The sequence below is a fragment of the Pseudomonas sp. JL3 genome, from assembly GCF_031570575.1.
GTDB lineage: Bacteria > Pseudomonadota > Gammaproteobacteria > Pseudomonadales > Pseudomonadaceae > Aquipseudomonas > Aquipseudomonas cucumis.
The window spans coordinates 394,854-407,912 of sequence record NZ_JAKWJK010000001.1; the positions used below are offsets into that span (position 1 = coordinate 394,854).

Sequence of the window (13,059 nt, forward strand, 5' to 3'; positions counted from 1 at the left end):
GTGGCTCGCCGATCAGTGACCGACGATGCCCGAGGCCGGGGCGAACCCGGCCGGGAAAATAAACAGGTATTACGGTTCGAGGTGACGACGGTTGACCTTGGCCATCGGCAACGGAATCAGCTTGCCCATCGGTTCGCGCCGTTCCTGGCGCACCGGGCGCAGGCCCACCACGATCTTGCGCGCGACCAATAAATAGAAGCCACCACCCGACAATTGCCAGTCACCGGCCTTGCGCTCCCAACCGGCCAGACGGGCCTGCCAGGCGGGCGACGCAAGCGGCGGACGATAGCACCCGAAGCGGCGTTTCTCCAGCGCAAAGCCCAGCAGATTCAGCCAGTCACCCACCCGCGACGGTGAAATGCAGCGGGCCTTGCGCAAGGCGTCATGGGCGAACACATGACGCAACCCCCAACTGCTCCAGGGGTTGATCCCGACAATCAGCAGATGCCCGCCAGGCCGGACACTGCTCGCCGCCTCGCGCAGCAAACCGTGGGGCGACAGGCAGAAATCCAGCCCGTGCTGCAACACCACCACATCGGCGGCGTGCTCGCTCAAAGGCCAGGCCTGCTCTTCGCAGACGATCTCGACTCCCGGCAAGGGCGCACCGAGCCGCACATTGCGCTGGACCTGCGGCGCCGACGGTGGCGTCTGCGCCGAGGGGCCGTAATGCACCAGGTAACCGCCGAAGAAGCGCCCCAACTCGTCTTCGAGCATGCGTCGTTCTTCGTCCAGCAGAAATTGCCCGATGGGCCCGGACAGCCATTCACGGGCCGCGCTGATCAATGTCAGCCACTCAGGATCGGCCTGAGCGAACGCTTTATCGGTCATTGCATTCTCCAACGCGCCAGGAAGTTCTAAGATGCGCCAATGTTTTCCGCTTGGCGAATCCGATGATGATACAGATCAGTGCCCTGCCCGCCTTCACCGACAACTACATCTGGTTGTTACAAGACCACAGCACCCACCGCTGCGCCGTGGTCGATCCGGGCGATGCCGCGCCAGTACAAGCCTGGCTCACGGCGCATCCGGGTTGGGTGTTAAGCGATATTTTGATCACTCATCACCATCATGACCATGTCGGCGGCGTCGAGCGGCTGAAAAAAGCGACAGACGCGACAGTCTATGGCCCGGCCAGCGAAAGCATCCCGGTGCGGGACGTGGCACTCAAGGACAATGACCGCATCAGCGTGCTGGGCTGGGACTTCGACGTCATCCAGGTGCCAGGCCATACCCTCGGGCACATCGCCTTTTATCACCAGGGCCATTTGTTTTGCGGCGACACCCTGTTCGCTGCCGGTTGCGGACGGTTATTCGAAGGCACGCCCGAGCAAATGCATCACTCGCTGAGCCGCCTCGCGGCGCTGCCCGAAGACACGCTGGTCTACTGCACCCACGAGTACACCCTGAGCAATTTGAAGTTCGCCGCAGCAGTCGAACCGAACAACCCCGACACCCTCGAACGACTGGCCAAAGTCACCCGGCAACGCGAAGCCGGAATCATGACGCTGCCTTCGACATTGGCACTGGAAAAGCTCACCAATCCGTTTTTGCGCACCGGAGAAACATCCGTTAAAGAAAAAGTGGACGAACGGAACGGACTCGATAACCGGGCTCCGAGTGCGGTTTTTGCTGCTCTTAGAGCTTGGAAAGATACGTTCTAGGCAGCCTGCTTGGTGATACAAAAATTCTGAATGGTTGACCGCAGGGGGTGCGCTTTCTAGAATCGCCCGACATTTTTGCCCGGAACTTACTTCCAGCCAATGTCGTCACCTATTCGTAAAGCCATCAATTCAGACGCATTGACCCGCTTGGCTCAAGCCATCGCGGTGGCTGTGTCCGCCACTTTGGCGGGCTGTTCCAGCCATGTGCCGCAGACCGAAGCGACACACACTCCGAATATCGCCGCCCGAGCCAAGCAAAAACCCATCTGGCTCAGTGAAAAACCAACACCGCAAATTCCACAGGACGTCTGGGAGCGCATGCGCCAAGGCTTCCAGTTGCAGGACAACCTGGGCGTCAACCCGCGCATCGAGCAACAGCGCCTGTGGTTCGCCAGTAACCCGTCCTTCCTCGAAAATGCCGGCGAACGCGGCAGCCTCTACATTCACTACATCGTCGAACGCCTTGAAGAACGCAACATGCCGCTGGAGCTTGCGCTGTTGCCGGTGATTGAAAGCGCCTACAACCCGATGGCCTATTCCCGGGCCAACGCGGTGGGTCTTTGGCAATTCATCCCTTCCACCGGGCGTTACTTCAACCTGCGTCAGACCCGCTTCTACGATGGCCGTCGCGACATCACCGCCTCGACCACCGCGGCCATGGATTACCTGACCCGCCTGCACGACATGTTCAACGGTGACTGGTTGCTGGCCCTGGCGGCCTACAACGCTGGCGAAGGTACGGTCAGCCGGGCCATCGAGCGCAACGAACGACTCGGCCTGCCGACCGACTACTGGAACCTGCCGCTGCCAGCGGAAACCCAGGCCTATGTGCCGAAGCTGCTAGCCCTGTCGCAAGTGGTCCTGGCGCCCGAAGCCTATGGCGTGAACCTCAATCCGATCGCCAACGAACCGTACTTCCAGGTCGTCGAAATCAACCAGCGCATGGACCTGTCCAAGGTCGCCGCGGTGGCCAATATCGACGAAGACGAACTGTTCCAGCTCAACCCGGCCTTCAAGCAGCGCACCACCATCGACGGCCCCCAGCATCTGCTAGTGCCAACGTCCAAGGCGCAACTGCTGACCGCCAGCCTGTCGACCATGGGCCCTGGCGAGCTGATCAGTCAGCGATCGCTCAAGCCGGTGTTCGAAGGCGCAGACGACAGCGAAATCGCCAGCCTCAAGCGCGCCTATCGAGTCAAACGCGGCGACAATCTGGGCACCATTGCCAAGGCCAACAAGGTCGACATCAAGGACCTGCAACGCTGGAACAAACTGACCGGCAAGAACCTCAAGGTCGGCCAGACCCTGGTGATGCAGGACACCACCAAGCGCAAATCCGGGCGCGTCAACACCGTGGTGGCGGCGAACAGCAAGACCAACGGCAAGGCAACCAACAAGACGCAACAGACCCAATACAAGGTCAAGCAAGGCGACTCGCTGTACATGGTCGCCAAACGTTTCAACGTTGAAATGCAGCACCTCAAGCGCTGGAACCCTCGGGTTGGCCAGGCGCTGAAGCCGGGGCAAATGCTGACGGTTGCTTCGCCGCACTAAGATTGATGTGATGCCGAAAAGATCGCAGCCCTGTAGCAGCTGCCGAGCTCGCGAGGCTGCGTTCGGCTGCGTAGCAGTCGTAAAAATCAGAGATTGCGGTACGTCAGGCAGACCACGTCAGCCGAATTCACGACTGCTGCGCAGCCGAACGCAGGCTTCGCCAGCTGCTACAAGTCATTCACCTGCACAATTAACCACGCATTAACCCCCTGTCTTTTTCCTGTCGATACAAGCTGTTACTGTACGGCCCACAAAGCCCAAGCCGCCTGGATCGGATCTCTGACTTGAAGCGTCCCCTCCTCCTGCTCCTGATCAGCCTGGCCTTGAGCTCCCCCGCAAGCGCGACGATCAGCGAAAGCCATGGTTATGCGCAGTTCGGCACGCTCAAGTACCCGGCCAGATTTACCCACTTCGACTGGGTCAACCCGCAAGCGCCCAAGGGCGGTACGTTGCGGGTGATGGCGTTCGGCACCTTCGATACGCTCAACCCTTACACATTCAAAGGCTCGAGCCCGGTTTCCACCGGCAACTTCCTGCAGTACGGCATCAACGAACTCAATGAACCGTTGATGGTCGGCACCGGCCAATACGCGCCGTCCGGCGATGAACCGACCTCCAGTTACGGCCTGATCGCCCAATCGGTGGAATACAGCGAAGACCGCAGCTGGGTGGTGTTCAACCTGCGCCCCGAAGCGCGTTTTCACGATGGCACACCGATCACCGCTTACGACGTGGCGTTCTCGTACCGATTGCTGCTCAAGGAAGGTCACCCGCAATACCGCACCAACCTTCAGGAAGTGTCGCGAGTCGATATCCTCAACCCACGGCGCATCCGTTTCGTCTTCAAACGCGCCGGCAATCCGTTGCTGATCCTGCGCCTGGGCGAGTTGCCGGTATTGCCCCAGCACTACTGGGAGGGTCGCGACTTCAAGGCCACCACCTTCGAGCCGCCATTGGGAAGCGGGCCGTATAGCATCACCTCGGTAACGCCCGGGCGGCAGATCGTCTTCGAACGGGTCAAGGATTACTGGGGCAAGGACCTGCCGGTCAATCGCGGCAAGTACAACGTCGATCGCATGGAAGTCGAGTTCTACCGTGACAGCGACGTAGCTTTCGAAGCGTTCAAGGCCGGTGAGTTCGACATTTACATCGAACACCAGGCGAAGAACTGGGCCAACGGTTACAACTTCCCGGCCGTGCGCCGTGGCGATGTGATCAAGGCGCAAATCCCGCACCAGATCCCGACCCAGAGCCAAGGCCTGTTCATGAACACCCGGCGGTCAATTTTCGCCGACGCCAAGGTCCGCGAAGCGCTGGGGCTGATGTTCGACTTCGAGTGGACCAACCGCACGCTATTCAGCGGCGCCTACAAGCGCGCCATGAGTTATTACCCCAACAGCGAGTTCTCCGCCACCGGGCTACCGGTCGGTCATGAGTGGCTGCTGCTCAAGCCCTATCGCGATCAGTTGCCCGCCAAGCTGCTCACCGAGCCGTTCAGCCTGCCGCAGACCGAAGGGCGCGGCATTCCGCGGGAAACCATGCGCAAGGCCCTGGAACTGCTCGCCGCGGCCGGCTGGAAGCTCAGCGGTCAGCGGCTACAGAACACCATCGGCCAACCGTTGCGCTTCGAGATCCTGCTGGTCAATCCGAACCTGGAACGCATTCTTCAGCCTTACGTCGAAAACCTCGCCAGCATCGGCATCGACGCACGGCTGCGTACGGTCGATCGCGCCCAGTACAAACAACGCCTCGATCAGTTCGATTTCGACATGATCCTGATGACCCTCAACCAGACCCTCAGCCCGGGCCTGGAGCAATGGCAGTACTTCCACTCCAGCCAGGTCGGGGTCAAGGGCAGCAAGAACTACGCCGGTATCGCCAACCCGGTGGTCGACCATTTGCTCGAACAACTGCTCGCCGCCCAGACCCGCGACGCACAAGTCGCCGCTGGCAAGGCGCTCGACCGAGTGCTGCTGTGGCAGCACTACATTATTCCCAACTGGTACCTCAATTATCACCGCCTGGCCTACCGCAACCGGTTCGCCTTCGTCACTACGCCGCCCTACACCCTGGGCCTGAGCGCGTGGTGGCTGAAATCTTCGGAGAAAGATCGATGAAACCCATACGCGCCCTGCTCTTGCAGGCCAGCGGTCTGTTGTTCGCCGGGCTGGCCTGCGCCGCCCCGCAACATGCCCTGACCCTGTACAACGAGCCGCCGAAATACCCGGCCAATTTCAAACACTTCGATTACGTGAACCCCGACGCGCCCAAGGGCGGGATCTTCCGTCAGGCCGGGTTCGGCGGCTTCGACAGCCTCAACCCGTTCATCAACAAAGGCGTGCCGGCCGACGACATCAGCATGATCTACGACACCCTGGCCAAACAGGGTCTGGATGAGCCGTTTACCGAATACGGCCTGATCGCCGGCAAAATCGAAAAAGCCCCTGACAACAGCTGGGTGCGCTTCTACCTGCGTCCCGAAGCACGCTTCCACGACGGCCACCCGGTGCGTGCCGAAGACGTGGTGTTCAGCTTCCAGACCCTGATCAAGGACGGCGCACCGCTCTTCCGCGGCTATTACAGCGACGTGGAGGAAGTGGTCGCCGAAGACCCGCTCAAAGTGCTGTTCAAGTTCAAGCATAAAAACAACCGTGAGTTGCCGCTGATCCTCGGACAGTTGCCGGTGCTGCCCAAGCATTGGTGGGCAACCCGCGACTTCAACAAGGGCAACCTGGAATTGCCGCTGGGCAGCGGCCCGTACAAAGTCAGCCAAGTGAAGGCCGGACGTTCGGTGCGCTATGAGCGGGTCAAGGATTACTGGGGCAAGGACCTGCCGGTCAATCGTGGCTTCTACAACTTTGACGTACTGACCACCGACTACTACCGCGACAACACCGTCGCGCTGGAAGCGCTCAAGGCCGGTCAGTTCGACTACTGGCTGGAATCGGCCGCGAAAAACTGGGCCAAGGCCTACAACATTCCGGCGGTGGCCGAAGGTCGGCTGATCAAGGAAGAAATCCCGAACGGCAACCCCACTGGCATGCAAGGCTTCGTGTTCAACCTGCGCCGCCCGGTGTTTCAGGACGTGCGCGTGCGTCAGGCACTGACCCTGTTGCTGGACTTCGAATGGACCAACAAGCAACTGTTCAACGGCGCCTATGCGCGCACCCGCAGTTACTTCGAAAACTCGGAAATGGCCGCCACCGGCCTGCCGGATGCCGATCAACTGGCGATCCTCGACCCGTTCCGCGGCAAAATTCCCGAGCAAGTGTTCAGCGAGGCGTTCCAGAACCCGGTGACCGACGCCAGCGGCATGATCCGCACTCAACAGCGCAAGGCCTATCAACTACTGCAAGAGGCCGGCTGGCGGATCGTCGACGACAAGATGGTCGACGCCACCGGCAAACCGGTGACCATCGAGTTCCTGCTGGCCCAGACCGAGTTCGAGCGGGTGCTGCTGCCGTTCAAGCGCAACCTCAGCGACTTGGGCATCGACCTGGTGATCCGCCGGGTCGACGTCTCGCAATACATCAACCGCGTGCGCTCCCGGGACTTCGACATGATCGTCGGCAGCTTCCCGCAGTCCAACTCGCCGGGCAACGAACAGCGTGAGTTCTGGATGACCGACGCAGCCGATAAACCCGGCAGCCGCAACTCCATGGGCCTGAAAGACCCGGTAGTAGACCAACTGGTCGAGCAACTGATCAACGCCGATTCGCGCCAAAGCCTGGTGGCCCATGCCCGGGCGCTGGACCGGGTGCTGCAATGGGGCTATTACGTAATCCCCAACTGGCACATCAAGACCTGGCGCGTGGCGTACTGGAGCCACATCGGCCATCCGAAGGTTTCGCCCAAATATGACATCGGCATCAATACCTGGTGGGTCAAGCCCGACGCGTCATTGCCGATAGAAGTCGAAACCAAACTGCAAGCCGACCCTGCGGGCACGGAGTAATCAGATGCTGGCGTATATTTTTCGGCGACTGCTGCTGATCATCCCGACCCTGCTCGGCATTTTGCTGATCAACTTCGTGATCATCCAGGCCGCCCCCGGCGGGCCGGTGGAACAGATGATCGCCAAGCTCGAAGGCTTCGAAGGCGCCACCAGCCGCATCGCCGGCGGCGGCGCCGAAGTGTCGGTGGCCGGCTCCGCCTACCGTGGGGCGCAAGGCCTGGACCCGGCGCTGGTCAAGGAAATCGAGCACATGTACGGTTTCGACAAATCGGCGCCGGAACGTTTGTGGATCATGATCAAGAACTACGCCACCCTGGATTTCGGCGACAGCTTCTTCCGTGACGCCAAGGTCATCGACCTGATCAAGGAAAAGATGCCGGTGTCGATCTCCCTGGGACTGTGGAGCACGCTGATCATGTACCTGGTGTCGATCCCGCTGGGGATCGCCAAGGCGACGCGACACGGCAGCCACTTCGATGTCTGGACCAGTTCGGCCATCATCGTCGGTTATGCAATCCCGGCGTTCCTGTTCGCCATCCTGCTGATTGTGGTGTTTGCCGGCGGCAGCTATCTCGACTGGTTCCCGCTACGGGGCCTGACCTCGAACAACTTCGATGAGCTCAGCACCGGCGGCAAGATCCTCGATTATTTCTGGCACCTGGCACTGCCGGTGACTGCATTGGTGATCGGCAACTTCGCGACCATGACGCTGCTGACCAAGAACAGCTTCCTCGATGAAATCAACAAGCAATACGTGGTAACCGCCAAGGCCAAGGGCCTGACCCGCCACCGCGTGCTGTACGGCCATGTGTTTCGCAACGCCATGCTGCTAGTGATCGCCGGTTTCCCTTCGGCGTTCATCGGAATCTTTTTCACCGGCTCGTTGCTGGTGGAAGTGATTTTCTCCCTCGACGGCCTCGGTTTGATGAGTTTTGAAGCAGCGATCAACCGCGACTACCCGGTGGTTTTCGGCACGCTGTTCATCTTCACCCTGCTGGGGTTGGTGGTGAAGCTGATCGGTGACCTCACGTACACTTTTGTCGATCCGCGCATCGACTTCGAAAGCCGGGAGCATTGAGATGAACCTGTCCCCTCTCAATCGCCGACGTTTCGAACTGTTCAAGGCCAACAAGCGTGGCTGGTGGTCGCTGTGGCTGTTCCTGATTTTGTTCGGCGCAAGCCTGGGTGCCGAACTGATCGCCAACGACAAACCGCTGGTGGTGCACTACGACAACGCCTGGTACTTCCCCGCCCTCAAGCGCTACCCGGAAACCGCGTTCGGCGGCGAATTCCCGCTGGAAGCCAACTACAAGAGCCCGTACATCCGCGAACTGCTCAAGGCCAAGGACGCCTGGGTCTTGTGGGCGCCAATTCCCTACAGCTACCAGAGCATCAACTACGACCTGAAAGTCCCGGCCCCCGCACCACCCTCGGCCGATAACCTGCTGGGCACCGACGATCAGGGCCGCGATGTGCTGGCCCGGGTAATTTATGGCTTCCGGATCTCGGTGCTATTTGCTTTGACGCTGACCATTCTCAGCTCGATCATCGGCGTGATCGCCGGGGCGTTGCAGGGTTTTTATGGTGGCTGGGTCGATCTGGCCGGGCAGCGTTTTCTGGAGATCTGGTCCGGGTTGCCGGTGTTGTACCTGCTGATCATTCTGGCCAGTTTCGTGCAGCCGAACTTCTGGTGGCTGCTGGGGATCATGCTGCTGTTCTCGTGGATGAGCCTGGTGGATGTGGTGCGTGCCGAGTTCCTGCGCGGTCGGAATCTGGAATACGTGCGCGCAGCCCGGGCGCTGGGCATGCAGAATGGTGCGATCATGTTCCGCCACATCCTGCCCAACGCCATGGTCTCGACCATGACCTTCATGCCGTTCATCCTGACCGGCGCCATCGGCACCCTGACCGCCCTGGATTTCCTCGGCTTCGGCCTGCCGCCGGGCGCGCCATCCCTGGGTGAACTGGTGGCCCAGGGCAAATCCAACCTGCAAGCGCCGTGGCTCGGTATGAGTGCGTTTGCAGTGCTGGCGCTGATGTTGAGTTTGCTGGTGTTCATCGGCGAGTCCGCTCGTGATGCCTTCGACCCGAGGAAGTGAAATGAATCAGGACAATCTGATCGCAGTGCGCGACCTGGCCGTCGAATTTGTCGTCGGTGAACGCGTGCAGCGGGTGGTCGAGGGCGTCAGCTTCGACATCAAGCGCGGCGAAACCCTGGCGCTGGTGGGGGAAAGCGGCTCCGGCAAATCGGTGACCGCCCACTCCATCCTGCGGCTGCTACCCTACCCGCTGGCCCGACACCCGTCCGGGACCATCACTTATTCCGACCGGAACCTGCTGGAACTGAAAGAGAAAACCATCCGCCACATCCGCGGCAACCGGATCGCGATGATCTTCCAGGAGCCGATGACCTCGCTCAATCCGCTGCATTCGATCGAAAAACAGATCAACGAAATCCTGGGCATCCACAAAGGCCTGACCGGCAAAGTCGCGACCAAACGCACGCTGGAACTGCTGGAGATGGTCGGTATCCCTGAGCCTGAGAAGCGTCTCAAGGCCCTGCCCCACGAATTGTCCGGCGGCCAGCGTCAGCGGGTGATGATCGCGATGGCCCTGGCCAACGAACCGGAATTGTTGATCGCCGACGAACCGACCACGGCGCTGGACGTGACCGTTCAACTGAAAATTCTCGAACTGCTCAAGGAATTGCAGGCCCGTCTGGGTATGGCGTTGTTACTGATCAGTCACGATTTGAACCTTGTGCGAAGAATTGCGCATCGCGTATGTGTCATGCAGCGCGGTCGCATCGTCGAACAGGCATCGTGCGAAGAATTGTTCCGCGCGCCGCAGCATCCGTACACGCGGGAACTGCTGGCAGCGGAGCCCAGCGGCAAACCGGCGACCAATGTGATTGGCCCGCCATTGTTGCAGGTCGAGGACCTGAAAGTCTGGTTCCCGATCAAGAAAGGCTTTCTGAAAAAGACCGTGGACCATATCAAAGCGGTCGACGGCATCAATTTCAGCCTGCCCCAGGGCCAGACCCTGGGGATTGTGGGAGAAAGCGGTTCCGGCAAGTCGACGCTCGGCCTGGCGATTTTGCGGCTGATCGGTAGCAAAGGTGCCATCCGTTTTGAAGGCAAGCAGCTAGACTGCCTGACGCAGCAACAGATTCGGCCGCTGCGGCGGGAAATGCAGGTGGTGTTCCAGGACCCGTTCGGCAGCCTGAGCCCACGGATGTGCGTGAGCCAGATCGTCGGCGAAGGCCTGCGGATCCACAAAATGGGCACTGAGGCAGAACAGGAACAAGCGATTATTGCGGCACTCAAGGAGGTGGGTCTGGATCCGGAAACCCGGCACCGCTACCCCCACGAATTTTCCGGTGGGCAACGGCAGAGAATCGCCATTGCCCGGGCATTAGTGCTAAAACCGGCGTTGATTCTGCTGGACGAGCCGACTTCGGCCCTCGACCGCACCGTGCAACGCCAAGTGGTGGAGCTGCTACGTTCACTGCAAACCAAGTACAACCTGACGTATCTGTTTATCAGCCATGACCTGGCTGTCGTCAAAGCGCTGAGCCACCAGCTGATGGTGGTCAAGCATGGCCAAGTGGTCGAACAGGGAGACGCGCAAAGTATCTTTGCCGCTCCCAAACATCCGTATACACAGCAGTTGCTGGAAGCCGCTTTTCTGGCACCAGCCACTGCGCAATAAACCTGAAAAGAGGAGCAACACATGGGTTTTCTCGCCGGTAAGCGCGTACTGATCGTCGGTGTCGCCAGCAAGCTGTCCATCGCATCCGGCATCGCTGCCGCCATGCATCGCGAGGGCGCTGAGCTTGCCTTCACTTATCAGAACGACAAACTCAAGGGTCGTGTCGAAGAATTCGCACAAGGCTGGGGTTCGAGCCCTGAGCTGTGCTTCCCGTGCGACGTGGCCAGCGATGAAGAAATCGCCAAGGTCTTCGAAGCACTGAGCAAGAAGTGGGACGGCCTGGACTGCATCGTGCACTCCGTCGGCTTCGCCCCGGGCGACCAACTGGACGGCGACTTCACCGAAGCCACCACCCGTGAAGGTTTCCGCATTGCTCACGACATCAGCGCCTACAGCTTCGTGGCCCTGGCCAAGGCTGGCCGCGAAATGATGAAAGGCCGCAATGGCAGCCTGCTGACCCTGTCGTACCTGGGCGCCGAGCGCACCATGCCGAACTACAACGTGATGGGCATGGCCAAGGCTTCGCTGGAAGCTGGCGTACGTTACCTGGCAGGCTCCCTGGGCCCGGACGGCACCCGCGTGAACTGCGTATCGGCTGGCCCGATCCGCACCCTCGCCGCTTCCGGCATCAAGAACTTCCGTAAGATGCTGGCCGCCAACGAAGCGCAAACCCCGCTGCGTCGTAACGTCACCATCGACGAAGTCGGCAACGCCGGCGCCTTCCTGTGCTCGGACCTGGCGTCCGGCATCAGCGGCGAAATCATGTACGTAGACGGCGGCTTCAACACCACCGCCATGGGCAACATCGAAGAGTGATCTTCGGTTAGCCATGAAGAAACCCGCCTCTTCAGGCGGGTTTTTTATGCCTGCAATCTTGCAGCCCGCTCCCACAGTAGTCCGCGCCGGACACAGATTTTGCCATTCAACAATGACGGGCGTCGCGCATCGCCTCATCGACCAAGGCCAACAAGCCTTCCGCTGTCTGATGTCGCCGAGGATCAAACTCGATCTGCCCGATGCTGAAGCGAATGTCATAGCCACGATGCACGGTGGCATTGCGTTCATCGAGTATTTCTTCGAGTCGCGCTCTGACCGCGCCAACCTCCACCGCGCTGGCGCCTGTCAACAAGGCGGCAAACTCATCGCTGCCCAGCCGGCCGATCACATCGCTTTCACGAAAGGCGATGCGCAGTACGTCGGCAAAGGTTTTCAGGGCATCGTCGCCCTCGGCGCGACCGTACAACTGGTTGATGCGCTTGAAGTCATCAAGATCGAAAAAAAGCAGCGTCGCGGGTTTGCCCAACTGCAGGCAGGCCTCCAGCCCTAACTGAGCCAAAGCCTGGAAGCCGTGACGATTGGAGAGCAGCGTCAACTCATCCATGCTCGCCATCTGCACGCCCATCAGCTCTTGCTCAGCCTTGCGCGCCATGTCGCGCAGTACATCGCGATCTGCGCTGTCGAGGACGTTCGGCGTGCGCAAATCTGCGCCAGCGCCGGGTTTGACCGGTTTACCTGGGGTTAGCATCACTCACTCCTTGATGGATATGAACGTTAGAGTCGCTCATACCCGGTATGACTCCCTATAAGAGCGCCGCTGGTCAGCTTCCTGCCAACGGACACGGCCCTCCAGCGTCGGCCCAGAGTTTGAACTGGGTGACGAAAATATCGTGGGGCACCGGCACCGGCGCCCGCCCCTCACCCGGACGCCAGCCCCAAAGCACCAGTTTGTCCTCGCTGACATGTTTGATCAACGCCGCAAAATCACGATCGCCATTGCTGGATCGGTCCTTGATCATCGCGCACAACTTGTCGGCCGGCAGGCCTATCCAGGCCATTTTGTGCGTAGCCGGCGGCAGGCTCCAATGCGGTGCTCCGGGTGGCGCGTTGGGGCCATAACTGGCCGGCGGATTGCTTTCGGCATGACAGGTAGCGCAAGGCAAACCAGCCGCGCCTTTGCCGTCCAGGCCGCGAACCACATTCATTGCGTGAGGAATACCCGCGTCGAACTGCAATGGCGAATCGCCGGGGATATGACAGTTCTGACAACGCGGGCTCTGGAACACTTTCTGCACCGTGTCGAACGCCTTCACTGCCTCTTTATCGTCAGCGAACAGATCCGAGGCATAGCCACTCAGGCCGATCAGCATCACCGCGCCAAGAAACACATGTCGTCTCATC

11 protein-coding genes are annotated in these 13,059 nt (G+C 60.2%); 8 read left to right on the plus strand and 3 right to left on the minus strand.

The window, feature by feature from the left end:
- Window positions 1-69: 69 nt before the first annotated feature.
- A complete protein-coding gene (locus MMG91_RS01595) occupies window positions 70-828 on the minus strand; it encodes a methyltransferase domain-containing protein (protein ID WP_052964263.1) in 759 nt (252 codons plus the stop codon).
- A 65-nt stretch (window positions 829-893) separates the two neighbouring features.
- Here MMG91_RS01595 and gloB point away from each other — a divergent pair, with 65 nt between their 5' ends.
- The 8 genes from gloB to fabI all read left to right on the plus strand — a co-directional run bounded on the left by gloB (window position 894) and on the right by fabI (window position 11,697).
- Complete coding sequence (gene gloB, locus MMG91_RS01600; RefSeq protein ID WP_310658718.1) at window positions 894-1,661, plus strand: hydroxyacylglutathione hydrolase; 768 nt, start codon at window positions 894-896, stop codon at window positions 1,659-1,661.
- A 99-nt stretch (window positions 1,662-1,760) separates the two neighbouring features.
- Window positions 1,761-3,215 carry a transglycosylase SLT domain-containing protein gene (locus tag MMG91_RS01605; protein WP_305449478.1) on the plus strand — a complete coding sequence of 485 codons (1,455 nt, stop codon included), beginning with the start codon at window positions 1,761-1,763 and terminating at the stop codon, window positions 3,213-3,215.
- Window positions 3,216-3,499: 284 nt separating this feature from the next.
- Window positions 3,500-5,332 (plus strand): extracellular solute-binding protein, encoded by a 1,833-nt coding sequence (locus MMG91_RS01610; RefSeq protein WP_310658519.1) that lies wholly within the window; start codon window positions 3,500-3,502, stop codon window positions 5,330-5,332.
- Window positions 5,329-7,170, plus strand: coding sequence for an extracellular solute-binding protein (locus tag MMG91_RS01615; RefSeq protein ID WP_310658520.1), 1,842 nt, complete (start codon window positions 5,329-5,331; stop codon window positions 7,168-7,170). The genes MMG91_RS01610 and MMG91_RS01615 overlap by 4 nt, the downstream gene beginning before the upstream one ends.
- 4 nt (window positions 7,171-7,174) lie before the next feature.
- Window positions 7,175-8,248: a microcin C ABC transporter permease YejB gene (locus MMG91_RS01620; protein WP_305449475.1), complete on the plus strand. Its 1,074-nt coding sequence runs from the start codon at window positions 7,175-7,177 to the stop codon at window positions 8,246-8,248.
- Between the two features lies 1 nt (window position 8,249).
- The gene (locus MMG91_RS01625; protein WP_008074378.1) at window positions 8,250-9,269 is read left to right on the plus strand and encodes an ABC transporter permease; all 1,020 of its coding nucleotides are present in this window, start codon (window positions 8,250-8,252) and stop codon (window positions 9,267-9,269) included.
- A gap of 1 nt (window position 9,270) precedes the next feature.
- Entirely contained in the window at window positions 9,271-10,881 is a 1,611-nt protein-coding gene (locus tag MMG91_RS01630; protein ID WP_310658521.1) for an ABC transporter ATP-binding protein, read from the plus strand.
- Between the two features lie 21 nt (window positions 10,882-10,902).
- A complete protein-coding gene (gene fabI, locus MMG91_RS01635; protein ID WP_007906751.1) occupies window positions 10,903-11,697 on the plus strand; it encodes an enoyl-ACP reductase FabI in 795 nt (264 codons plus the stop codon).
- A gap of 106 nt (window positions 11,698-11,803) precedes the next feature.
- Here the strand turns inward: fabI and MMG91_RS01640 are convergent, their stop codons facing one another.
- Both MMG91_RS01640 and MMG91_RS01645 read right to left on the minus strand, forming a co-directional pair.
- Window positions 11,804-12,406, minus strand: a complete 603-nt coding sequence (locus MMG91_RS01640; RefSeq protein ID WP_305449473.1) for a GGDEF domain-containing protein — start codon at window positions 12,404-12,406, stop codon at window positions 11,804-11,806.
- Between the two features lie 73 nt (window positions 12,407-12,479).
- The gene (locus tag MMG91_RS01645; protein ID WP_305449472.1) at window positions 12,480-13,058 is read right to left on the minus strand and encodes a hypothetical protein; all 579 of its coding nucleotides are present in this window, start codon (window positions 13,056-13,058) and stop codon (window positions 12,480-12,482) included.
- Window position 13,059: the final 1 nt, after the last annotated feature.